Raw genomic sequence first — 24,321 nt, 5'->3', positions numbered from 1 at the left:
TAACGTTCAGGCCCATCAAGGTTCCTGCTTTGTTGGCGGAAGCAATTTTTTAGCTTCATGAATGAGCTTTTCAATCTCTTTCAGAGGGATGCATCCTTCGTAGCAAGAAAAAGAGAACTCATGAGTTACATCGGAATAGAAGACTTCAGCAATTTGCCGGAAGGGGGATGTTCCAGCCTCAGATAGTTCGAGGTACATCCCATCACGGATGACATCGCTTCCACGGGTTAGGTTGTATTGGATCTTAGCCATAAATTTAATTTTCCATTTTTCCTATTAATGCCTCTGTTCGAGCGCAATAAAACGTAAAACATACCCCAGAAAGTAACTTGCACAGGTCCGCAAAGAGCGAAGAGCGGACATTCAGCCCATTCATATCCAGGCCGCCAATGAGTCAGACAGATGGCTGTTAAAAGCCGCCTCTCAATATGTGTGTGGAATTAAAGTTGATATCATTACAAGGGAGAAAACCATGTTAGTACAATCAGAGAGTTGTAAAATAGTGGGAGTTGAATACTGACATCACCTTCCCAACAGATATCAGGTGATGTCAGTATTAAGTTATTTTAAGCATCCTGTGTGATATCCGAAATATCCTTACGTACTTCACCTTCTTAACCTTGACCTAGTTTCAGGCCTCCATCACAGATAATCGTCTGTCCTGTAACAAACGTATTCGTAATTAAGAAACGAATCACTTCAGCGATATCATCAGAGTTGCCCACCCTGCCTACTGGTGTTGATCCTGCATATTCATTAAACGCAGTTGATTTATCTTCTTCTGAAAGAAAATCCCACCAGGGGGTGTCAATCACCCCCGGAGACACACCGTTAACCCTCAGTGGCCGTAATTCGGAAGCCAGGGTAGGCACAAGTGCTGCGACAGCTGCATTTGCTGCACCAATCCCCGCTGTACCGGGCATGGCGGCATGTGCAGTTACCGCACTGACAAAAGTCAGACTTCCATTCTTACGAAGATAAGGGATTGCGGCCTGGGCTGTGGCAAAATGCGCGTAAAATTTCTCCTCAAACCCGGCCCTTACGTCAGCCAGTAAAACGGATGGAAAAGGCCCGGCTCCTTTGCTGCTTCCCAGTGCCAGGACGAGGTGGTCAAAACTGCCAATACAGCTGAAAGCTTCCTGCAGTTCTTCCTCGTTAGCCGCATCGAGTCTCAGTGTATGAATTTCTCCTGTCAGCGATTTTTCTGCTTCTTCCAGCCGAGCAGAACTGCGTCCTGCGATGGTGACCTTATGACCCTCGCTGAGAAGCTGACGGGCTGTGGCAAGGCCAATCCCGGATGAACCGCCGATAATTACGATGTTTTGCTGTGACATACTGATACTCCTTTTTTAGGATATTACAGTTTGTTAACCCTGTTGTTGCATCGGGTCCTGCAGGTTGGTAAGGACGAAACTTGTAGCCCTTAATGCCGTGCGTGCGGCCATGTCAAACGCTTGTCGATGCGGATGACCGGGTAAAAACCGGTCAAAATAAAGACCTGTTTGTCCTTCGGCACTGGGTGAAATGGCAAGCTGAAGAATGGCATCAGCACCTTCTTCAACGCTGCTTAGAGCCGGCATGCCGTCATTTTTAACCATAGAGGTGTTCATATAGGTAGCAGGATGCAGAGCATTAACCGCGATGTTGCTGTTACCGAGTTCCAGGGCAAGGTCACAAGTAAAAAGTATCAGGGCGAGTTTGCTTTGGCAGTACGCACGTTCCCCGCTGTAATGATGAGTCAGCATGATGTTTTCAAAGTCTATTTCTTGCTGACCAGCGGAGGACACATTGACAATACGTGCTTTTTCAGCAGATAAGAGTGCAGGCAGCAGAAGGCGGGTTAGCAGAAAACTTGCAAGATAATTCACTGCAAAGCGTAGCTCGAATCCGTCAACACTTTCTGTTCGTCCCGGCCAGTTTCCCGAAACACCTATTCCTGCATTGTTTATGAGTACATCAAGTTTGGAATGCTCCTGACGGACTTCAGCCGCAAGCTGTCTGACCCCATCAAGCGAGGAAAAATCTGCGTGAAAGAAGGTGGCGTCACCGCCCTGATTACGAATAAACTGAACGACATCCTCACCGCGTTGATGGTTACGTCCATGTATGAGTATTTTATTCCCGGAGACAGCCAGTCGTTCAGCCACCTTCCGGCCAACGCCGTCCGTTGAACCTGTAATCAAGATAATTTTAGATTCATCAGTCATGGTATTTGCTCCGATAGAGAGAAACTGATGAAGAGTTTAATCATCTCAAAGACGCTAACCAGTACTGGTATTATCCTGGTATCAGCACTACCCGGGGAAAGTAAATGTCGGATGCTAAAATTGACAAACACCGCTCACGGCTCAGGGAGTTCGGGAGTTTTCTGCAGTCCCGTCGGGCCAGGTTGTCGCCCGAGCAAGTCGGGCTGCCATCGGGGTTTCGGCGGCGCACCCCGGGGCTCCGCCGTGAGGAAGTTGCGCAACTTGCCGATATAGGGAGTACTTGGTATACATGGCTTGAGCAAGGACGCGATGTACGTCCCTCGGTTGAAGTGCTTGATGCCATCTCAAGGGCTCTTCAGCTTGACCCGGCAGAAAAACATCATCTTTTTACTCTTGCAGCAATATCCTCTTCCGAGGAAAAACCAAAAACAAAGGAACATGTCCCTGATTCTTTGACAAGAATGCTTAAGGCATTGGTCGGTCAACCTGCCTATGTGCTGGGTTGTCGGTGGGATATCCTGGCCTGGAATGATGATGCTGTCCGGGTATTTGGTGATTTTGGCAGGCTGGAGGGGGACCATCGGAATTTAATGCATATGATGTTTACCAGTCAGTCGCACCGCCAAATCCTCGCTGACTGGGACACGCTGGCTCCCCTTTCACTCGCCATGTTCAGATCTGACTGTGCTCATTATGTTGGGGATCCTGACTTTGAGAGACTTATCTCATTGCTGAAAGAAGAAAGCCCGGAGTTTCGGGCCTGGTGGCCGCGTCATGACGTTTTACAACTCCCTTCGACGATCAAACGTATTACGCATCCCGATGAGGGACATCTTGCTTTTGAATACTTAAGTCTTGCTGTCGAAGGGTGTCCCGGAATGCGTTTTATAGTCTGCACGCCATGCCAGCTATGAGCAAAGAGCGGATGTAATGAATCACCACAGGTATTAACAGCATTACCGTGTGTTAATCAGCGGGGAGCATGCCATATCTTTCCCTGTCAGTTCGGTCGCCATTTATTGGCGACCGATTTGCGCAAAGACTACTCTTAATTACTTCCTCAGAATCTGTCCAACGTCTATTCGATTTCCATCCGGATCAGCGAAAACAAATGCCCGAATGCCGTAATCTTTATCTTGTATGCCTTTGATAATTTTGGCACCGATATTCTGACATTGGGTATAAAGTGCATTTGCGTCATCTACAAGAAGGTGCGCGACGGGACAGGAAGGCGCTTTGTGCTGTGGCTGCAGAGTCAAATGTAGCTCCGCGTCTTCACGCTTTAATATCATGAAGCCCACAGGGTCTCCATTTGCAAAAACATCATTGAAACTCAGTCCATTGATGTAGAACTCACTGGAAATTTTGATGTTTTTTACGGGTATTACGGCTGCTATACGACCAAATTTAACGGGATGCTGCATGATCAACCTCGTGGTTGTTAATCAATAGCATAGCGATGGGCGGTGCCGTAGCTAAGCGACTGGACGGTGCCAGGTGATTGATAAAAGTATGATATTCTCGTCATAAATGGAAATGAAACTTTGAGTGCAGAGACAAATATTCACACGTTAATTTTCTATTGTGACAGGCACAGTAGGCTATGAGCGAAGAGCGGACGTTATCAATAAATAAAAATGCATCTCCATTTAAGGAGCCACTTTAGCGGCTCCCAATCAATAACCCGTAATCAATCAGTATCTAAAGAGAGTGAAGAAGATAATTCACGTAAGGCATTAGCTTGATCATTAAGAGTTTTAGCTTTTGCTTCAAAAGTCTCTACTGCGTCAGCTCCGGCCGCAAAACGCGCCGGTGGGTGTTCAAGTTCAGCAAACTGAATCAGTGCTTCGGCCAGTTTTTGGGGATCGCCACCCTGCTTTCCGTCCATGCCCTGCCATGCTGTTTTTGTCGCCCGGGTATCGTCGGCATAATCATTGATTGAGAGTTCGGCATACTGAGTTGAATCATTGGATAACAACTCTGTACGGAAAAATCCGGGTTCAACAAGCATGCTGTTAATGCCAAATTTTTTTACCTCCAGTGCCAATGATTCCATCCATCCCTCCACACCAAATTTAGCGGCACAATAGGCACTGCAAAAAGCGATACCGCCGATCCCGGCCGTTGAAGACAACGTAATAATCAGACCTTGTTTCTGGCTTCTCATTTCCGGTAATACCGCGCGGGTGACGTTCATTGGGCCAAAGAGGAGCGTATCAATCTGGTTGCGTACCTGCGTTTGACTAAGTTCCTCAAAAAATCCGGCAAAAAAGTTCCCGGCATTATTAACCAGAACGTCAATTTTCCCGAATGTCTGTATCGCAACGGCAACCGCTATTTCAGCATCCTCGAAACTGGTGATATCGAGTTTTAAAATCAGCAGCGAGTCGTGTTGGCCTAGCGCACGGGTCACCTTGGTCGGGTCGCGGCCAGTGGCAATAACAATATGTCCGGCAGCCAGTGCTGCCCTGGCAAGATTAAGGCCCAAACCACGACCTGCGCCGGTGATCAGCCATACTTTTTTATCTGTCATAAGGATATCTCATTAAAATCAGGGATCAGGAACAGGTAGTCAGAGACTTTATTCAAATTGAGTCATCATCATACTTCCGGCTTCATTAAGAGATAATATGCTTAATTTAGCATGAGCTTAGAAGGCAGCTTTCTTAATGGTGCCATGGAGGATGGATATCAGCCTTTGTGGTAGCGCAGTGCTTCAAGTACTAACGTAAATGCCAGAGAATGCTGCCGGCGACTGGGATAATAAAGATGATAAGCCGGTCTGCGCGGGCACCAGTCAGCAAGAACCTGAATCAACTGGCCTTCCTTAATCAGGCTATCTACTGTGTCTTCAGGCAGGTAAGCAAGACCCAGCCCATCAACAGCCGCCTGACGCATCATACTTATGGTGCTGAAGGTGCCTCTACCCTCGATACGAACGTTGATTTCACTGCCGTCCTTGTAAAACTCCCAGGAGTAAAAGCCACTATCTGTGGGGAGCTTTAGCCGGATACAACTGTGAGTACTGAGATCCCGAGGAGTAACCGGAAGTTTTTTACCGGAAAAGTAAGAGGGTGCGCCTACCACGGCAAACTGTGAATGTGACGCAAGTGGTAAGGAAATCATGTCCTGATCAATCTGCTCACCCAGCCTGACGCCAGCGTCGTAACGCTCAGCAACAATATCCTTGAGTCCGTATTCGCTCACGATCTCTATATTCAAATCAGGATATTCAAGAAGCAGCGGAGCCAGTCTGGGCCAGAGAAGCGTTTCTGCAGCATGCTCTACAGCGGTTATCCGTATAGTGCCAGCGGGTTTTTCGCGCAATTCGCCAAGTGCCGTAATTTCATTTTCTATTTCGTCAAAGTGAGGTCCGATGCGGTTGAGCATACGTTCCCCTGCTTCCGTGACAGAGACACTTCGGGTCGTTCGCGTGAGCAGACGCAGACCCAGTTGAGCTTCGAGAGTTCTAATTGTATAACTCAGCGCAGATTGGGAGATGCCCATTTGGGCGGCTGCCTTGGTGAAACTTTTCTCGCGCGCAACCGCAATAAAAGCCTGAATATCACTGATATTCTTCCGTCGCATTGATGAATCTCTCGTGTTAAACGAAGCTGACTATACCATTTTATGATTTAATTGTTAGTCAGGCCTAATGGTATGCAGCTGATCGTATTGAAAAAGGTAATGGCCGTGCTGAAAGAAAACTTTAATGAATTGCAGATGTTTCTTGTCGTAGCGCGCGAGAGAAGTTTTACCAAGGCGGCGAGTAAGCTTGATGTTTCGCAATCGGCCATCAGCCACGCGATAAAAGCGCTGGAAGAGCGTCTGAATATCCGTCTTCTGACGCGCACCACCCGCAGCGTGACGCCAACGGAAGCAGGTGAACGCATTATCGCCTGCCTCGAGCCACGGCTGGCAGATCTTGAGCAGGAGCTGGAAACGCTGCTGCATCTGAACGGCAAGACCTCGGGGAATATCCGTCTTTCGGCGGGAGAACACTCGGCGCGCAAACTGGTGTGGCCGAAGTTGAAGCCGTTTCTGAAACAGTATCCTGAAATCAGTATCGAGCTGGTCGTCGATAACGGGTTTGTGAATATCGTCGAGGGGCGTTATGACGCGGGCATTCGTCTGGGCGAAAGCGTCGATAAGGATATGATTGCGGTAAAAATCGGCCCGGACATCCGTATGGCGGTGGTCGGCTCCCCGGCCTATTTCGCGGAGCATCCCATTCCGCAGACGCCGCATGATTTGCAGAATCATCAGTGCATTAATATGCGTTTACCGACCACCGGTGGCGTGTATCACTGGGAGTTTGAGAAGGACAGAAAACCGCTGCGCGTGCGGGTTGAAGGGCAGCTGACGTTCAACTTGCTGTCCGAAAGAATCGATGCCGTGCAGTCCGGGTTTGGTATTGCCTGCGTGCCGGAAGATATGATTACCGATCTCGTAAAATCGGGCGAGTTGGTGCAGATTCTGGAAGAATGGTGCCCGTATTTCCCCGGTTATTATCTTTATTACCCGAGCCGGAAACAGCATCCACCTGCTTTCGCGCTGCTGATCGATGCGCTGCGTTATTCAGAATAGATAAATCCGCGACGCCTTTTGAGTGTCGCGGATTTTTTATAAACCGGTGATATCAGACATCCAGTTTTCGCGCCGTCAGCCATTCAACCATTGCCGGGTCACGGTGTGAGAAGAAAGCGCTGGTCGCCGTGTCCATCGCGCTGATTTTAATCATTTCGTCCTGACTCAGTTCAAAATCGAGCACATTGATGTTTTCTACAATACGCTCTTTGCGCACTGATTTTGCCAGCGAAACAATGCCGCGCTGGAATACCCAACGCAGAACAACCTGCCCCACGCTTTTGCCATATTTTGCGCCAATCGCCGCTAATACCGGATTCTGGAACAGGCCATTTTTGCCTTCCGCAAACGGTGCCCAGGCTTCCGGCTGGATCCCGCGGCTCAGCATCCACGGCACCGCGTGCAGCTGCTGGTTGAACGGGTTCACTTCAATCTGGTTGACCGCAGGAACGACGTTATTAAAGGCCATCAGATCCGCCAGACGATCCGGCTGGAAGTTACTCACGCCAATCGCGCGGATTTTCCCCGCCTGATGTAATTCTTCCATCGCGCGCCACGCGCCGTGAACGTCACCATACGGCTGATGAATCAGATATAAATCGATGTAATCCAGTTGCAGCCGGTTCAGCGACCGCTCGAACTGCGCTTTTGCGCCTTCATAGCTTGCGCCCTGTAACCACAGTTTGGTGGTGACGAAAAGCTCGTCGCGCGCAATGCCGCTTTGTTTGAGCGCGTTGCCCACCTGCATTTCATTCTGGTAAGACGCGGCGGTATCAATCAGGCGGTAGCCGGTTTCAATCGCATCGATAACGGCACGCTCACATTCTGCGGCGTCCGTCATCTGGAAGACACCAAAGCCCAGCAGGGGCATTTCAATACCGTTGTTCAGATTCACTGTTTGCATGACGTTATCCTTGAGTGTTGTGCCTGAGATAAGCATAACGCAGAGCAATTAATCGAATTAGAGGCCCTAATACGATAGGGTTCATTAGCCGAATGCATTAATTCCCGCCCGCGCCCGACTCGAAGGCCACAATGGCTTTCACCTTGTTGTTTTTCATGGCGGTATACCAGCCGGGGCCGCCGCCATACCCAATACCCGTGTTTTTAAAAATGTCTTCACGGTTAACGCCTCCTTATCTGCGTTATCAGCTGCGTACAGTTTCCAGCCAGCTGGTGACGGTTTCTGTGGTTCTTCTTTCCTGACTGCCTTCAATGACCAGCGGTTTTTCGCGTTTTGCGTCCGCCGCCAGTCGCGCGAGGACGTCTTCACTGTCGCCCTTTCCGTAGCCGCCGTGGGTAATAAACGGGATGAGTAACTTACCGGCGAGATCGTGGGTGCTCAGGAAAGTCTGCACCACCGGCGGCACGCTGGTGCCCCAGACGGGAAAGCCCAGATACACCGTCTGATAACCCGCCATGTCGGGAACGGTATTTTTTAAGGCGGGCAGCGTTCCCCGGTCGTGTTCGCTTTTAGCCTGCGCGACGGTCTGGAAATAATCTTCCGGATAAGGTTTCGCGGGTTCGATTTCAAACAGATCGGTTTTCAGACTGCGGTGGATGACGCCCGCAATCACGCGCGTGTTGCCGCTTCTTGTGAAAAACACCACCAGCGTGCGGTTGTTACTCAGTACGTTGGCGTTATCGCTGGCCGCCGCGACCAGCGGGACATTGGCGAGCGTTAACCCCGCCAGCGCGGTGAGCAGGATTCTGCGCGCCGGATCATATTCTTCTGACATCGCACTGTCCTTTATTTTGCGGTGGCCAGTTGCAGCGCATGTTCAGCGCGGGACGACGCTTCGTTTTCGCCATTCTCACGCAGGGTTTGCGCCAGCTGTTGCAGCTGTCCCGCCGTCAGCCCGACGCGCAAACTTGCCCTCGAATGGGATAACAGCTGCGCCTCAACGCCGGGCGTGGCGGCTAACGCCCCGACCGTTGCCAGTTCGCGGCTCTGCCAGTCCAGATTGTCGCGTGCAAAAATGTCGCCGAATAAATGCGTTTGCAGGAACTGATTAATCACCGGCGCAAAATCAAACAACGGGCCCTGCACCGGCGCACCGGAGATTTTGGTCTGACTGGCGGTTCCCGTACGGCGGAGTTCTTCCCCGACCGGGATCGGGCTTACCGGCTCCAAGCCTTCAGCGTCGCGAATGCCGCGCTGTTTGCGGGCTTCGACCACTTTCATGAGTTCGGTTAATGCGTTTAGGCTGCGCGGAAAACCGGTGTATGCGTAGAGCTGCACAAGGATTTCTTTGGTTTCGTTAACGGTCAGCCCGGCGTCCAGCCCCTGATTCAGCGCGACGCTGAGTTTTTCCATCTGGCTGCCTGCCATAAACGCGGCGATTAAAGGAATGGCCTGCTGACGTGCAGACAATGTTTCGGAAACGCTGGATTGCGGGTTCATTGTTGAGGCTCCTGTTGTGACGGGCGGCGCGGCAAATGACATCTGGCCGGAACCTGAGCGGTGACAGAAAAAGTGATTCTTGGCGCGCAGGCGTTTAATCGCGACTTCAACCACGTTCGCGTCGCTGTTGAAATTCATATCCCACACCTGTTAGGCAATCATCATTTTGGAGAGGATCTCACCCTGAAGGCGCGACGCACATCGGGACGTACTGGGTGCCGCGTTATGTCGATCAGGCAATGACCAAACTCGATACCTTCTTTGATAAAAATATCTAACCCGCCGTTTTAGTCCCTCGCGTAGTCAGTGCCATCACGGCGCTGGCTACGGTAAATACCGCGATAATCCAGCCCATCGTCCACGGCGTCCCGTCACTGAGCAGCGCCAGCAACAATGAAGAGATAATCCCGCTGCCGTACTGCAACGACCCCATCAGCGCAGAGGCAGAACCGGCAACGTTCGGCACGGCGTCCAGCGCGGCGGCTGTTGACGTCGCGGCAATAACGCCGTTCATCGCAAAGAAAACAAATACCGCCGCCGCAATCAGGCCGATCCCGCCGATCCCCGCGCCGGTGGCCAGCGCCAGCATCAGTGCGGCCAGCATCGCGATACACACGGCGAACCTGAGCAACGTCTCCAGCGGATAACGATGCACCAGACGCCGGTTGACCATGCTCACTGCCATCAGCCCGACGATGTTGACAGCAAACAGCCAGCCGTAATGCTGCGGCTCGACGCCAAAGTAGGTGATGTAAACGAAAGGTGAGCCGGTGATAAACGCATACGCCGCGACGTAATAGAACGTCAGGCATAACGTAAAACGCATGTACTGCGTGTTGCTCAGCAATGTGTAGTAATTGCGGAAAGCGCTCCTCAGCGACGCTTTCACGCGCTTTTCTTCCGGTAAGGTTTCCGGCAACCAGAAGAGGGAAATCAGCATGAGTGTGCCGATCACCGCCAGCAGCCAGAAAATAGAATGCCAGGAAGTCACTTTGATCATCTGCCCGCCCAGCAGCGGCCCGGCAATCGGGGCGATCGCCATGATAATCATCAGCGTCGAAAGCATTTGCGCCGCGCGGGTGCGGCTGAACAGGTCACGGATCATCGCCCGCGCCAGCATCGGGCCGGTGCATGCGCCCAGCGCCTGAAAGACACGCCAGAAAACAATCTGTCCGATATCCGTGGATAACGCACAACCGGCAGAACCGATGACGAACAACACCATGCCGATAAACAGCGGCAGACGACGCCCAAAATGATCGCTTACCGGCCCCCAGATCAGCTGTGCAATACAAAAACCGATTAAAAATCCGGTGATGGTCAGTTCCACGTCGCCCTGTAAATCCTTCGCCATCAGCGGCATGGCGGGTAAATAAATGTCGGTCGATAAAGACGTGAAAGCCATTAATGCGCTGAGAATAAGTACAAACGTGAGGCCGGTCGTTTTTCCGGTAGCGATCTGCGATCGTGCCTGAGAATCAGTCATGGTGTTCCATCGGGAAATAAGGAGAGGACTTTATACTAGCGGGTTCATGGCGCGAGATAATGGCAGGGGATCGGATAGAGATTATGAGCTGTATTCATGAATGCGGGCTGTTACCACCCCGCCAGACGCAAAAATGCCCGCTCAGGAAAACCCGGCGGGCAGAGTATTTCTACGGCTTAACGGTTGATTTCAGGCAGTTCAGTCGCGCCAGCCCATGGCCGGTGCTACGTGTTTCAGGATTGATTCAATAACATGCACATTGTAATCCACGCCCAGCTGATTCGGCACGGTCAGCAATAACGTGTCCGCTTCGGCAATCGCTTCATCCTGTTTGAGCTGTTCAATCAGCCTGTCCGGCGTCGCCGCGTAGCTGCGCCCGAAAATGGCGCGGGTTTTCTCATCAAGATAACCGACTTTGTCACCGTCGTTGCCGCCTCCGCCAAAATACATGCGGTCGCGGTCATCCATCAGCGCAAAAATGCTGCGGCTGACAGAAACGCGTGGCGCGCGTGTATGCCCCGCTTCGGCCCACGCTGCACGGTACGCCCGGATTTGCGCCGCCTGCTGAATGTGGAACGGCTCGCCGGTTTCATCATCTTTCAGCGTCGAGCTTTGCAGGTTCATGCCCAGCTTCGCCGCCCAGACTGCGGTTGCATTCGAACCCGCGCCCCACCAGATGCGGTCGCGCAGACCTTCGGAATAAGGTTCAGGTCGCAGTAAACCCGGCGGATTCGGGAACATCGGCTGCGGATTCGGTTTCGCGAAACCTTCACCACGCAGCACGTCCAGGAACTTTTCCGTCGTGCGACGCGCCATATCCGCCTCGGTTTCACCTTCTTCAGGCTGATAACCAAAGTAACGCCAGCCATCAATCACCTGCTCCGGTGAACCCCGGCTGATCCCAAGCTGCAAACGCCCGCCGGAAATCAGATCTGCCGCGCTGGCGTCTTCGGCCATATACAGCGGATTTTCATAACGCATATCGATCACACCGGTGCCGATTTCAATCTTGCTGGTCTTCGCGCCAATCGCGGCCAGCAGCGGGAACGGCGAACTCAGCTGACGCGCAAAGTGATGCACGCGAAAATACGCGCCATCCGCACCCAGTTCTTCAGCGGCGACCGCCAGATCGAGAGATTGCAGCAAAGCGTCAGCCGCCGAACGGGTGCCGGACTGTGGCGATGGCGTCCAGTGACCAAATGATAAAAATCCAATATTTTTCATCGAGTATTCATCCTCATATTCAGGGAGATAATCCGCAAAGAGGCCCTTTCCGCCAGGCCGCAATAATAGATTCACTCTACGCGATCCAGGATGAGAATAAATATCATTTGTTTAACATAAGGATTCAATAAATTTGAAGGAGAGCAGACTTTTTTGCTTGTTTTTTAATAACCTGAACAAATAGTCGCCATAAAAACGCAGATGTAAAAAATCCTTTGCCAACGACATCATCACCCGTTATTATGCGCCCCGTTCACACGATTCCTCTGTAGTTCAGTCGGTAGAACGGCGGACTGTTAATCCGTATGTCACTGGTTCGAGTCCAGTCAGAGGAGCCAAATTCTTGTTTTCATGCCGCTTTACGAATCCTTATGTGCTTCCGATTCAATGAGTTAGCGTGAAAAGTCTTCCCGATGCATTTTCATTTCCCCCTCCGCATCGGGAGAATGTAGTGGTCAGATTTGGGGTCATGCGGGTTCGATGACTTAGTGCCCCCCAAATGTCCCTAAAAGACTCAAAAATCCGCAATTAAAAACCATCCGAAAAAACTTCTAAGTTTCTGACTGTCATGGTCTATACACTTAAGAAAATACCCCTTCGATTCAATGCGCATAATAAACTCCTCGGGCAATCCCGGAAGCGAGAGCTTTTTTTTCAATTCACGCATGACCTGCCATAAGCGCTGACTGGATGCGCTTACCAGGTGATTTTCCCAAACCTGAATCATGATTTCGTTATTCGATACGATTCGGTGACCCGACGTCTCCAGCATATAGATCAGCAAGCGCATCATTGTTGTTCTTAAAGTAATTGCCTGGATTTTTTCCGTGAATTATTCCAAAAACAATGTTCCTCTGGATATCAACAATGATGTTATTTCCTATGCTAAAACCAAAAAGCCTCTCCTTGTTCATCATTCCTCCCTCCTTACATTCAGAAACCATAAGCAATGAACATATTTCATATGAATAATGCCCCTGATTTCAGTGAGCGCATTCTATATCCGCAAAAAGACATTCGACAACGCAAGATAAAAAACACCTATGAAAAAAAATTAACTACATACCATCGTCCTGACCAGTATAGAAGCGGGTTAAGATTTTTATTAGAAAATTCGATACCAGTTTGAATATAAAAAAATCCGGATGAGTCACAGGCATAAAACTTATCGTATTCACGTAACGTTAATAAATAACTAAATCTAATTAGTAATGAAATGCATATGCAGTTACCTCTTCTCGTGTAGTTTTCAACTTCGAAAAGTAAGACTGATGCATTAAATCAGACAGACGTTGTGGTATTTCCACGAAAAGCAGGGTGAAAACGCATTTATCTTCATTTTGTTTTTTCTTATTACGGAGGGTAAATACAGTGCGTGCATATCTTTTTTACATCTTTATGCTATTATTAAGAATGTCCCCGGAGAAATGTCAAACTTTTGCCTCACTCATTAGAGAAATGACAGATGACAGAGAAATCTTTTATTGAAAACATCACCAGAGCCAGGGGTTTTGATTTAAATCTTCTCTTATACTTTGAAGCAATCTATGCCTATAAAAGTGTTTCAAAGGCGGCGAAATTGCTTTGCATCAGTCCTTCCGCTGTCAGCCAGTCGCTGACAAAACTTCGCAGTTTCTTCTCTGATCCTCTTTTTCTGCGCGAAGGTTCAGGCCTTGTGGCAACGACGGTCGCAGAAAATTTACACAACCAGTTAAGTTCCGGATTCGGGCAGTTGCTCAGTAGTCTGGACTATTTCAAAGACACAGCAGCGAAAAATAAATTTGTCATTCATTCCACTCCCTATGCAGCTATGCGCATTTTGCCCAAGCTGACATCTGAGATCCTCAATGAAAAACTTAACTGTGAAATCAGCCATATAAGTACGGATGGGTTGTTAGATACGATAGAAGATGCCCTGACCTACAGAAAAGCAGATATCGTTTTTGATACCAGGCCTTATTATAACTTTTCGACCGTTGTGGAACCTTATCTTATTGAGCATACCGTTCCTATTTGCAGGAAGGATCATCCAAGATTAGGGTCAACGTTGACGTTTGATGAGATGGCGATTGAATCATCAACCTTATTAAATGCAGGTTCCGAAAATGTAAAACGCACCCAGACGGGTATCATGGACTTTTTGGGGCAGCGTAACTTCTTCTTTAGCAGCAGTTCTATCATTGTGAATGCGGCGATCGTTGAAAACTCTGACGTCGTCAGTTTCGTGCCGGTCTGGTTTGCTGAAAAATTTGCATCAAGCTTTAATATTAAAATTCTGGACTGTGATTTTTGCCCGGAACCCGTCACGATGTATATCACTTACAATAAGGCTTCCTTAAAAAGCCCACACTTTCTGGAACTTTTAGCCATACTCAATAAGCATAAAGAAATCTAAAATCCACCAAAGTGGAAAGAATAGCCTGAGTATGTCACAGGGCTATTCTCGTCCACTGCTCAGTCATCAAAATTCATATCTTGAGGGTTAATGCATTTTTTCAATTTTCTTGAGCAATACGTCTTTATCTTTAATGCGTGTGGGGTCTTTCAAATAGTTTATATACAGGTAGGTTTTTTTGGTATTGACTTTGAATCTGTAACTCAGTGACTTAATATTAAAAGAAGCATGTAATTTCAAATAGATGTTAACAGGAATGACGCAAATGATATCACTCACTTCTACCATTGATAGCAGTACGAGATAATAATGGCTTGAGAAAAATACGTTATCTGTATTGCTTTCCTGGATTAAATTATCAAATCTGGATAAGCATCCGACGGCTGCTTGTTTTTCCTGATAAAACTCTTTCAGGGAAATGGCGTCTGAAAATCGCGGATGTTCTTTCCGGCAGACAATGGCATAATCTTCTGTGAACAATCTTTTAAAGTAAATATCGTCGTGCTGAACAGGCGCATAATCAAAAATGACATCCGCCTTATTATTCAATAATAATTCGATTCTGGCCTCAGGCGTATCAGGGAGAGGCTTATGCTCCAGCGAGAAGGACAGGGTTTCCTGCATCACCTGATAGGTCAAAGGGATAACGGTCGCCGCAAGATGGGGGGCACATGAAAAAATAAAATGAGTACGGTGGGAGCTATCCGCACTAGCCTGCACCTTCAGCTGGGAATTGTGAAGTCCGAGCATTTCGGTATGCAGGCGGTTAGCAAACTCTGTTGGTAAAAGCCCCTTTTTATCATGAACAAACAGTTCGTCGTTATATAATACCCGCAGCTTTTTGATTGCCATATAAACGCTGGAATGTGAAATGTTTAAGGCATGAGCCGTCTGGGTCATGCTTTTCGTTTTCATCACCGTGTTAAAAATAAGGATCCTGGCAATATCTGCCTTGCTTAAGTTGAGATGCATCACATTGACCTTCCGTAATCAAATAATGTCTATTTGTAGTTTTTAAATGCTCGCTGCAGATCCCTGAACTGGTCAATCCTCGCCAGATATTTTTGCTGTTCAAGGCTTCCCTTCGGTAAGATTCCGCTGGCCTGAGTCAGAAGCTCAATGGCCTGTTCCAAATCTCCTTTAAGCGCCCTGCTCTCCGCCCAGGCGGCAAGCTCTTTACTTCTGTATCCTTCAAGAGCAGAGACCTTTCTTAACATTTCCCATCCGTTAGGTTCTGAAGGATGCGCAAAGGTATAAGCCGCTAAAAGGGGATCTGCTTTCGCATACATGCCGGATTCGATTTCGGCATTAGCCAGATTTAAGATCAGCACCGGATTATTTTTAGTTGCCGCATTCGCCTTTTCCAGGCGTTGTGCAGCCTGCCCGGCTTTTTTACGGGCAATATCATTATCAGTGGCAATATCCAGAAACCAGGCGTTGCCGGGTGAAGCACTCAACAGTTTTCGAATGGCCACATCGGCCTGGTCATATTTTTTTGCCTGATAACTCTGGATCGCAGAACCGTAACGTGCGGCTAACACCTCGTCTGCCTGCCCTGCATTTAAGGTGTTTATATACTCGTCAGCGACTGTCTGATCCTCGCTATACATCGTCAGCACTCTGACTTTTGCCAGCATAAAATCTAATGAAGATGCACGTACCACTGCGGGCATCTGATTCGCCCGGTTACGCATATCGGACAAACGACTTTCAGGGAGCGGATGCGTCAGCAACATTTCAGGAGGTTTACTTGCGAAAGAGGATTTATCGGCCAGTTTTTGCAGAAACAATGGCATTGCCTGGGGATTAAAACCGGCGCGCTGAAGTACCTGAATGCCTATCCGGTCCGCTTCCTGTTCGTTGGCCTGAGTAAAACTGATCATCCCCTGTTGTGAACCTGCAAGGGTGGAAGTCAGGGCTGCCATTCCGGCCTGCGGACTGGCAGTCGCCAGTAAAATTGCACCAAACGCACCGCCCCATGTCAGAGGAGAATTCTTTTGCTGATCCTCCATTGCCCGTGCCAGATGACGTTGCGTGACGTGTGATATTTCGTGTGCCATGACGGAGGCGAGTTGTGATTCATCCTCTGTCGCGGCAAATAATCCGGTATGCAAAACCACATTTCCGCCAAAAAAGGCGTAAGCGTTAAGCTCATTATTATTTACCAGATAAAAATGAAACGGCGTCCTGACAGATTTAGCCTGACTCACTAAATTTTGCCCCAGATGATTGAGATATTCCACCAGCAGGGGATCGTCAATAATCGGTGTCGCTGCCCGCATCTGCCGGACATAATAGTCTCCCATCTTAATTTCCTGAGCCACACTGAGCGTGCTGCCAGCGGACGTTCCCATTTCCGGAAGTGTTTCCAAAACAGGTTGCCCTGCAAAATGAGAAGCAGGATCATCCTGATAATGGAAACTGCTGACCGTAGAGGTTGACGCGAAGGCACCGCCGGTACATAAGGCACACAGTATTGTCGCGTACGCCCCTGGTTTGAATACTTTAGTTTTCATTTTTTCCTGAGATGACTATTTACGACCAAAGGAGTATAAGAAAAAGCCCGTCTGACCGAATAAGCGGGATATAAATATTATTTTCTGAGTCAATAGTAAAGTAATAATAACGCATTAATTGCGGTGATACCTTTTAGTTTTACTAAATGACTTATTAAGCAATTGTGAATTAAGATCTGCTTAAATAATCAATTCGGTTTGCTTGTTAATTAAGCCGATTCCTAATTTGTTTATCGTGATACTCTGTTTTTCGGGATATAAACCCAGTTTCAAATATCGTTCTAAATGAAAGCCAAGCTTACCGGACATGTTATTAATGACGCTTATTAACATCGGTATGCCAATGACAAAACCTGACTCCCCTCTTTTTGGGCAGGGCAATGCCGTCTTTCATAACAGGCTGTTTAAGACGATGACTTCTCCGCAGAAATGGAAATTATCATGAATATGCAAAAGAAAATTCTTTCATTATGTATTGCCCTGGCGCTTGGCAATAACGCCTTTGCCGCACCTGAAGTAGAAAGTAAATTAAAAGTCGATGAAAAAACATGCCCGGCTAAAGGCACTGTTTTAACGAAAGAGCAAAAGGCAAAACTGCCGCAAAAATGTCTTTCGGATGATGATGATAAGATGGTATGGGGCTGGATAGCCGGAGGTTCTGCGCTTGCGGGTATTATTGCCCTCGCCAGCGGCGGCGGTGGCGGTGGCGACGACCATCATTCGGATCCGATTCCCGACCCAATTCCTGATCCGGTTCCTGATCCAATTCCGGACCCAATTCCAGATCCTGACCCGATTCCCGATCCTGAACCTACAACGGGAACCGTTACCTATCGAAATAACGCAGTCCTGGACAAAACGGCGAAAACCATTACGTTCAACGACGTCACCTACAGCTATGCGCCGGACGGCGACCGTTATGTTCTGACCGCGCCGGACAATTCCGTGCTGTATACCGAAAGTGACAAGTGGCTGGTGGACGACAGAAACGATCTGATCCTCAGAGGTGACGATGCCGAGGGTTTCTACTGGATCTACGATTCGGAAGCTAAATTTGTTCATGCCGACGACCATACCAATCTCATCGAAGGTGACGGTACCAGCAACAAAATCGACAACGGTTCCAGCGCATCCGGCGAATTTACCGCAGGGACGATTGTTGATGGTAACAATACCTCTACCGTTATCAACGGCGGCTCCGGTGCGACAGACGGCGGTAAAGGCACCTACATCAACGGGAACGGTTCTGTTGTCGATAACACCGGCGGCACCACGGCCAGCGGCGAGAAATCTACCGGTATCGATATCACCGGGAATAACGACAAAGTCATTAACGGCGGTGAAAGCACCATCACCAGCGGCGGTACCGGCATCAACATTGACGGTAATAACGGCCAGGTGGATAACAAAGGCGAAACTACTGTTTCCGGCGAAGGCTCTACCGGTACTCAAATCAAAGGCGATGATGCTACCGTCAACAACAGCGGTAAAACCGATGTGACCGAAAGCGGCACCGGCACCAAAATCGACGGCAACGGCGCGAACGTCGTTAACACCGGCGAGACCACTGTCAGCGGTTCCGGCTCTGCGGGTACTGTGATCACCGGCGACGGCGCAGTCGTGGATAACTCCGGCAAAACCGACGTCACCGAAGGCGGCACCGGTACCAATATTGACGGTAAAAATGCCAGGGTAGACAACAAAGGCGAAGCCACTGTCTCCGGCGAAGGTTCCACCGGCACTACCATCAAAGGTGATGATGCCGTCGTCAATAATAGCGGTAAAACGGATGTCACCGCAGGTGGCACCGGCACCAAAATCGACGGCAACGGCGCGAACGTCGTTAACACCGGCGAGACCACTGTCAGCGGTTCCGGCTCTGCGGGTACTGTGATCACCGGCGACGGCGCAGTCGTGGATAACTCCGGCAAAACCGACGTCACCGAAGGCGGCACCGGTACCAATATTGACGGTAAAAATGCCAGGGTAGACAACAAAGGCGAAGCCACTGTCTCCGGCGAAGGTTCCACCGGCACTACCATCAAAGGTGATGATGCCGTCGTCAATAATAGCGGTAAAACGGATGTAACCGCAGGCAGCACTGGCACCAAAATCGACGGTAACGGCGCGAACGTCGTTAACACCGGCGACACCACGGTCAGCGGTTCTGGTTCGGCGGGTACTGTGATCACCGGTGATAACGCCAAAGTGAATGAGCAGGGTTCTGCCACTGTGACCGATAACGCCACCGGCATCAAAATCGATGGTAGTGGCGCGGACGTTACTATCAAAGGCGACAGCACGACTCCTGCAATCATTGATGTCTCCGGCGGCGGCAAGGGCGTGGTGATTAATGGCGACGATGCCAAAATTACGATTGAAAACGCTACCGCGAATGTGGACGGTACCGGCTCGGCACTGGCAACCATCACGGGTGATAACGCCACAGCTAATATTGGTGGTGATATCTATGTTAAAGGCGGTGCGCATGGTATTGATATCGCGGGTGATAATTCCACGGTCAATACCAAAGCGAACATCTTCGTCCAGGATTTAGATTCCATCGGGATTAATATTACTGCGGTCAATGACGGTGCAGAGGGGAAAAGCTCCTTTACCAATACGGGTGATATTAATGTGACCAAGAATGCTACCGGTGTATCTATTCTTGGTAATAAGGAAGAGGTCATTTTAAATGGCAATATTAACGTCACTGCGATTAAGGATGATGATCATAAAAGCCTTAGTGGAGGGACGGGGTTGCTTATTAACGGGAATAATAACAGCACTATCCTCAACGGTAACTTAACTCTGTCAAACGAATCATTGAACAGTGCTCAAAAATACATTTTCAATCAAAACTCCTTAAAGGGGTTAGATGTGCGCGGTTCTAATAATAAAGTTGATATTGATGGCACCGTTAAACTGGAGCAAATCGGTAATATATTCACGAGTCAAAATACGGCTATTTATATTTCCGGTGACGATAATGAGGTTACAGTCTCAGGTGGCATACAGTTAGCGCTTGATTCAACAATAAATACTGGTGCTACAAAAATTGTTGGTGTTGAGATTGCGGCGAAAAGCTCAGTGACCGTCAGCGGGCATTCATCGGTTAACAGTACAGATACCCGTGCTGAAGCGACTAATCTCATTAAAGTTTCCAGAGAAGGTCAGGCACTTTTAACAACAGACTCAGTTGTAGACTTTAATTTAACCCCTGTAAGTTATGCATTGAATCAATCAGTCGGTTTTCTTACTGCTAGTGGTTTGAATTCTAAGATTGAAAATGCGGGGGTGATTAATGCCCATACTACAGGCGGAAGTATTATGGTCGCCGATATCGGAGCAAATATATTAAACAGTGGCACAATTAACTGGGCAAGCAGTAAAACAGGAGTCTTGGAAAAAGGTTCTGTTTTAAACGCTAACCGCGATAAATCTAAGGCAACGAATACGGCGAATATTGATCTTAAAAACTCTATGTCTCCAACCAGCGGCGGGGGAGACGCTCGCTTTCCCTTAATGCGGATAAACGGCATTATGTATGGTGAACTAGCTTCGGGTACCGGCTCGTTTGTTGAAAGTGGGGGCAATATTACAATGCAAGGTGCCGGGTTATTTGGACTCGGCGCTAGCCAAACAAATACTCAGGCAACTAACAGTGGAACAATTACACTGGATGGTTTTGGGCCTTCAACAGATGCCGAGGGTAATACTATTGACCAAACGGCATACAAGACGGCAGATAACACGGCCTATTATCGTGGTGCTGGAATGATCGCAGGTTCAACTGATTCTGGTCAGAGTAGTAATGCGCAGGCGATTAACTCTGGCAGTATTTCCGTCAATAACTCCGGCTTCGGTATGCTGGCACTTAACGGGGGCACCGTCACCAATCAGGGCAACATCACCTTGACCGCAGATGCATCAACTGACAGCGACGGTACCCAGACACAGCTCACTGGTATGGGCGCAATGTTAGGCGGTAAAGCGATTAACGACACCACTGGTACCATTAATATCAACACCGATATTGGTCGCGCATTCTATACAGACGGCGCATCCGGCAGCCAGATTGTCAACAAAGGCACTGTGAACTATATGGGCAGCGCCATTGATAGCAGTGATATCCATATGGGCAGCACGCCACAGTCACAGGTGACAGGTTCACCAGCGCTGCTTAAAGGCTACATGGTGGGCACCAACGCCGACGGTTCTTCGGGTAAATTCTACGGCAGTAATGTAGATGTCTCCGATGTCACCGTCGATACCGGTTTCACCGAAGGAACAGATGCCAAAACCGCCACCATCAACGATGCCTTTGTGGGTTCTGATATCGCCGGTGCAGAAAACATTCAGGCTGATTCTGTCGTCTGGGATGCCGAAGGGAAAAAGGATGCCAGCGGCAACGTTGACGTCACCATGACTAAAAAGGCCTATACCGATGTGGTTACGGATACCAGCGTGAACAGCGTGGCGGGCGCACTGGAAGCGGGTTATACCAACAACGCCCTGTACCAGAGTCTGAACCTGAAAACGGCGAAAGACGTGACCAACGCCATGAAGCAGATTTCCGGCAGCAAAGCGACGACCGCGTTTAACGAAGCGAAAGTGCTGAGTAACCGTTTCACCATGCTGGCAGACAACGCGATTGAAACCTCAAGCGGCCTGGGCTTTAACGTGGTGGCGAAAGGCGACAAACGTGCCGAACTGGGTAATAACACCCAGTACGACATGATGGCCCTGAGCCAGAAACTGAGCCTGACAGACAACCAGACCCTGAAATTGCAGTACGGTATTGCGCGTCTGGACGGTAACGGCGGGGTGAAATCCGCAGGTGACAACGGTCTCACCGGCGGCTACAGCCAGTTCTTCGGTCTTGAGCACGAAATGGATCTGGGTAACAACCTGAGCTGGGACAACGCCCTGCGTTATGACAACCATCAGCTGAACAGCAGCCGCTCAATCCAGTACGGCAGCGTGAATGAAGTGGCTAACGCCAATAATTCACAGCAATACATGGAAATGAAGAGCCAGTTCAGCAAGGGTTATGACCTGAGCGAGACGCTGAAATTCAAACCGTCCATCGGTGCGAAAGTGCGTCATACCCGCGATGGCGGCGTGAGTGAAACCGGGGCAAGCGACTACAACCTGAAAATGGATGCAGGCAGCGAAACCGCCGTTGACGCCATCGCCGGAATGGAACTGACCTACGCCGGTAAGAACGGCTGGGCGGCGACCGCCAGCGTGGAAGGCGGCCCTAACCTCTCCTACAGCAAAAGTGCGCGTTCTGCGTCCCTCCAGGGTGCAGCGGGTCAGCACTTTAACGTGGATGACGGTCAGAAAGGCGGCGGCGTAAACAGCCTGTCTCAGGTAGGCGTCAGCTACAGCCAGGGTAACACCTCCCTGGGGATGGATGCGTATAACTGGAAAGAAGACGGTGCGTCTGATAAAGGCCTGAACCTGAATCTGAAAGTTAAGTTCTAAGCGTCAGTTCGTTAAATGAACAAACCCTGCTGATTGCACCAGCAGGGTTTTTTTATGCGTAAATGTCACAGTCCCTTCTTTTTAGTCCTCAGTAAAACGCCCTCCTCCGGTAATCATTCTGCAACTCAGTCAGACAAAATATCTGAGTCAATGAATTGCTGTCGCATTACCGCTACCGCTGTTCCCGGATTAAATCCGCAGCTGAGTGAAATATACTCTTCCCTGCTGCGTGCTGATTCTCTGTTATCGGCTGACAGCACCCGCAGATCATGCGCATCAGACGTGGATGCGAAAGCCGGTATGCTTCACGTTAAGCTTAACCGGGGTGTCTCAAAGGGTGTGGCAGGTGTGGCACTGAAATGGCGGAGAGCCTGCCGTACAGTGTAACGAGGGGAACAGTTGCTGAGATGTCTCTTTCCAGAGATGCAGGGGGACCTCGTAGTTTGCCCGCGTTATACCGGCAGGGGCTAATTTCCCGGCCTGTGAGCAATCCATGATAATTCCCTGACTTTATCTTGTTTCAACTACGGTGGTGTCATCATGGCCGGAGTGCACCACTCTTCAGGTAATTATGGCGACGTGATGACTGGCAATAAAGTTTTCATTGCCTGAGGAGTTTGGATATTACGAGTTACGCATGAGTTACAAAATTACCCTCTGCTCCGTCCCGATGAACAGGGGTTCTGTTTTGACAGCAGAAAGAGTAAGCGATGAAGTTGAGACCGGAACGGTCAACAGGGGGAATGACGGGGGGCTTAAAAAATTGCGGGGCTCATGACCTGTTCTTAACCACCGACGGCTGAACAAATCATGAACCCCTGAACCCGCAATAAAATTTCACTGTATGAAATTGTGCTCGTCAATAATGCTCAGTAATAGGTGATCGTCACATCGGCTTTCGCGGTGAAATTCCCCGTAAAATCGTTATTACTGGCATCGGTGACTTTTGCCGCCGTCTGGATTATCGCCGCCTGGAAATTAGCGGTGTTCTTGCCTTTTTGTCCGACACCAAGATTTTGTTTCACGCCCATTCTCACCGTATTCCCTTCGCTGTCAAAAAGTCCGACTTCCAGACCCTGCAATTTTTCACCGTTCTGAACGCTGGTGGTGGACAATGTGTCGCGGCCCTTAATCACGGTGTAGGGTTCGTCAAACGTAAACTCCACATTATTGGTGTAGCTGCTACAGGTAAAATCCATGCCGAAGCGGACCAGCGGCCCTTTCTGAGGAAAGGTGCCGCTGCCTGTTTTGCTGATATTGCCCAGATCAACGGTCTGATGCTTATTATCCAGCGAACATGACGGCGCGGCCATGTACACACCTGAACCTAACGGCACATCAACGGTGGCGATACCGCCCAGCCCGTCGATGGTAAAGGTTAAATGCGCGCCGGGAGGAATGACGGCCTGAGACTGATATTCCATCCAGCCGAATTTAATCAGTTCTGCACGCATCGATTCGATGGCGAAATTGTATTGTTTATCGTACTTGTAGAGCGTTTTTCCCGCATTGTACTGTGCGCCGAACTGCACCAGCGTGGTGTCGTCTTTACCATTAATGATCGGATATTCCACACCGAGACGTTTTCCGCTGGCCATTTGCGCCGCGGGATAGCTGGCAGGCGGCGTTTCTTCACTGATCTGCACGGCTTTGATGTACATCTTCATCTTTATGCCGTTATTGGTGGTTTGCGCTTCACCCGCCCAGTCCAGCGCGCTGTCATTGACCGCGCTGAGACTCAGGCTGATGGTGCCGTCAAAGTTGGCCGGGGCTTCAAACTCATTGCCATCCGACGTACAGGTCAGGCGCATATTTGGCAAAAACTGGGCGTAATCGAGCGCAAGTACCACTGTGTAATCCGGCGTGTTCTGATCGACAGCCACCGGATTTTCACGCGTGTAAGGCGAGAATGGCGCTGCACCGCCGGAATCGATATCGCAGTGTAAAACCCCCGCCTGGCTGCAAACGGGAGCCAGAAGAGTCAGTAACAACGCAGGCCATATTTTCATGTG

The 24,321-nt window shown here is 49.4% G+C and carries 20 protein-coding genes, 1 tRNA gene and 1 pseudogene; 5 read left to right on the top strand and 17 right to left on the bottom strand.

Annotated elements, in window-relative coordinates; translation table 11 throughout:
• Positions 1 to 15: 15 nt before the first annotated feature.
• From GW579_RS02135 to GW579_RS02125, 3 genes are all read right to left on the bottom strand, one after another.
• A complete protein-coding gene (locus GW579_RS02135) occupies positions 16 to 252 on the bottom strand; it encodes a hypothetical protein (RefSeq protein WP_165057245.1) in 237 nt (78 codons plus the stop codon).
• Between the two features lie 362 nt (positions 253 to 614).
• Positions 615 to 1,334, bottom strand: a complete 720-nt coding sequence (locus GW579_RS02130) for an SDR family oxidoreductase (RefSeq protein ID WP_165057243.1) — start codon at positions 1,332 to 1,334, stop codon at positions 615 to 617.
• 33 nt (positions 1,335 to 1,367) lie between these two features.
• A complete protein-coding gene (locus GW579_RS02125) occupies positions 1,368 to 2,207 on the bottom strand; it encodes an SDR family NAD(P)-dependent oxidoreductase (RefSeq protein WP_165057241.1) in 840 nt (279 codons plus the stop codon).
• Between the two features lie 104 nt (positions 2,208 to 2,311).
• Between GW579_RS02125 and GW579_RS02120 the strand changes: the two genes are divergently transcribed.
• Positions 2,312 to 3,121, top strand: a complete 810-nt coding sequence (locus GW579_RS02120) for a helix-turn-helix transcriptional regulator (RefSeq protein ID WP_165057239.1) — start codon at positions 2,312 to 2,314, stop codon at positions 3,119 to 3,121.
• A 138-nt stretch (positions 3,122 to 3,259) separates the two neighbouring features.
• On the opposite strand, the gene GW579_RS02115 is transcribed toward GW579_RS02120, so the two are convergent.
• The 3 genes from GW579_RS02115 to GW579_RS02105 all read right to left on the bottom strand — a co-directional run bounded on the left by GW579_RS02115 (position 3,260) and on the right by GW579_RS02105 (position 5,795).
• Positions 3,260 to 3,631 (bottom strand): VOC family protein, encoded by a 372-nt coding sequence (locus GW579_RS02115; RefSeq protein WP_165057237.1) that lies wholly within the window; start codon positions 3,629 to 3,631, stop codon positions 3,260 to 3,262.
• A gap of 266 nt (positions 3,632 to 3,897) precedes the next feature.
• Positions 3,898 to 4,740, bottom strand: a complete 843-nt coding sequence (locus GW579_RS02110; RefSeq protein WP_165057235.1) for an SDR family oxidoreductase — start codon at positions 4,738 to 4,740, stop codon at positions 3,898 to 3,900.
• 158 nt (positions 4,741 to 4,898) lie between these two features.
• Positions 4,899 to 5,795, bottom strand: coding sequence for a LysR family transcriptional regulator (locus GW579_RS02105; protein ID WP_165057233.1), 897 nt, complete (start codon positions 5,793 to 5,795; stop codon positions 4,899 to 4,901).
• Between the two features lie 105 nt (positions 5,796 to 5,900).
• Between GW579_RS02105 and GW579_RS02100 the strand changes: the two genes are divergently transcribed.
• A complete protein-coding gene (locus GW579_RS02100; RefSeq protein ID WP_152326356.1) occupies positions 5,901 to 6,794 on the top strand; it encodes a LysR family transcriptional regulator in 894 nt (297 codons plus the stop codon).
• A gap of 52 nt (positions 6,795 to 6,846) precedes the next feature.
• Here GW579_RS02100 and GW579_RS02095 read toward each other — a convergent pair whose 3' ends face one another.
• From GW579_RS02095 to GW579_RS02075, 6 genes and pseudogenes are all read right to left on the bottom strand, one after another.
• Positions 6,847 to 7,698: an aldo/keto reductase gene (locus GW579_RS02095; RefSeq protein WP_165057231.1), complete on the bottom strand. Its 852-nt coding sequence runs from the start codon at positions 7,696 to 7,698 to the stop codon at positions 6,847 to 6,849.
• Positions 7,699 to 7,942: 244 nt separating this feature from the next.
• The gene (locus GW579_RS02090) at positions 7,943 to 8,533 is read right to left on the bottom strand and encodes a flavodoxin (RefSeq protein ID WP_165057229.1); all 591 of its coding nucleotides are present in this window, start codon (positions 8,531 to 8,533) and stop codon (positions 7,943 to 7,945) included.
• Positions 8,534 to 8,544: 11 nt separating this feature from the next.
• On the bottom strand, positions 8,545 to 9,240 hold the full coding sequence (locus tag GW579_RS02085) for a carboxymuconolactone decarboxylase family protein (RefSeq protein WP_165058680.1): 696 nt from the start codon (positions 9,238 to 9,240) through the stop codon (positions 8,545 to 8,547).
• A 36-nt stretch (positions 9,241 to 9,276) separates the two neighbouring features.
• Positions 9,277 to 9,393, bottom strand: a pseudogene (locus GW579_RS23945) (winged helix-turn-helix domain-containing protein); the annotation flags it as partial.
• A gap of 79 nt (positions 9,394 to 9,472) precedes the next feature.
• On the bottom strand, positions 9,473 to 10,684 hold the full coding sequence (locus GW579_RS02080; RefSeq protein ID WP_165057227.1) for a multidrug effflux MFS transporter: 1,212 nt from the start codon (positions 10,682 to 10,684) through the stop codon (positions 9,473 to 9,475).
• 198 nt (positions 10,685 to 10,882) lie between these two features.
• Positions 10,883 to 11,908 (bottom strand): LLM class flavin-dependent oxidoreductase, encoded by a 1,026-nt coding sequence (locus tag GW579_RS02075; protein ID WP_165057225.1) that lies wholly within the window; start codon positions 11,906 to 11,908, stop codon positions 10,883 to 10,885.
• Positions 11,909 to 12,170: 262 nt separating this feature from the next.
• On the opposite strand from GW579_RS02075, the gene GW579_RS02070 reads away from it, so the two are divergent.
• Positions 12,171 to 12,246, top strand: a tRNA-Asn gene (locus GW579_RS02070).
• Between the two features lie 176 nt (positions 12,247 to 12,422).
• Here the strand turns inward: GW579_RS02070 and GW579_RS23940 are convergent.
• Together GW579_RS23940 and GW579_RS02060 are read right to left on the bottom strand one after the other, a co-directional pair.
• Entirely contained in the window at positions 12,423 to 12,680 is a 258-nt protein-coding gene (locus GW579_RS23940; protein WP_420821535.1) for a winged helix-turn-helix domain-containing protein, read from the bottom strand.
• Positions 12,643 to 12,825 carry a hypothetical protein gene (locus GW579_RS02060; protein ID WP_165056864.1) on the bottom strand — a complete coding sequence of 61 codons (183 nt, stop codon included), beginning with the start codon at positions 12,823 to 12,825 and terminating at the stop codon, positions 12,643 to 12,645. Before GW579_RS02060 ends, GW579_RS23940 begins: the two co-directional genes overlap by 38 nt.
• A gap of 548 nt (positions 12,826 to 13,373) precedes the next feature.
• Here GW579_RS02060 and GW579_RS02055 point away from each other — a divergent pair.
• Positions 13,374 to 14,303: a LysR family transcriptional regulator gene (locus GW579_RS02055; protein WP_152326002.1), complete on the top strand. Its 930-nt coding sequence runs from the start codon at positions 13,374 to 13,376 to the stop codon at positions 14,301 to 14,303.
• An 87-nt stretch (positions 14,304 to 14,390) separates the two neighbouring features.
• Here the strand turns inward: GW579_RS02055 and GW579_RS02050 are convergent, their stop codons facing one another.
• The gene (locus tag GW579_RS02050) at positions 14,391 to 15,275 is read right to left on the bottom strand and encodes a LysR family transcriptional regulator (protein WP_235937333.1); all 885 of its coding nucleotides are present in this window, start codon (positions 15,273 to 15,275) and stop codon (positions 14,391 to 14,393) included.
• 29 nt (positions 15,276 to 15,304) lie between these two features.
• Positions 15,305 to 16,819: a beta-barrel assembly-enhancing protease gene (gene bepA, locus GW579_RS02045; protein WP_165057219.1), complete on the bottom strand. Its 1,515-nt coding sequence runs from the start codon at positions 16,817 to 16,819 to the stop codon at positions 15,305 to 15,307.
• Positions 16,820 to 17,260: 441 nt separating this feature from the next.
• Between bepA and GW579_RS02040 the strand changes: the two genes are divergently transcribed.
• The gene (locus tag GW579_RS02040) at positions 17,261 to 22,309 is read left to right on the top strand and encodes a BigA/YdbA N-terminal beta-barrel domain-containing protein (RefSeq protein ID WP_165057218.1); all 5,049 of its coding nucleotides are present in this window, start codon (positions 17,261 to 17,263) and stop codon (positions 22,307 to 22,309) included.
• Between the two features lie 869 nt (positions 22,310 to 23,178).
• Here GW579_RS02040 and GW579_RS02035 read toward each other — a convergent pair.
• Positions 23,179 to 24,318: a fimbrial protein gene (locus GW579_RS02035; RefSeq protein ID WP_152325998.1), complete on the bottom strand. Its 1,140-nt coding sequence runs from the start codon at positions 24,316 to 24,318 to the stop codon at positions 23,179 to 23,181.
• Positions 24,319 to 24,321: the final 3 nt, after the last annotated feature.

The organism is Rahnella contaminans, assembly GCF_011065485.1.
Lineage (GTDB): Bacteria > Pseudomonadota > Gammaproteobacteria > Enterobacterales > Enterobacteriaceae > Rahnella > Rahnella contaminans.
The sequence above is the reverse complement of the archived record's forward strand: the minus strand, read 5'-3'. Positions and strand labels throughout refer to the sequence as shown.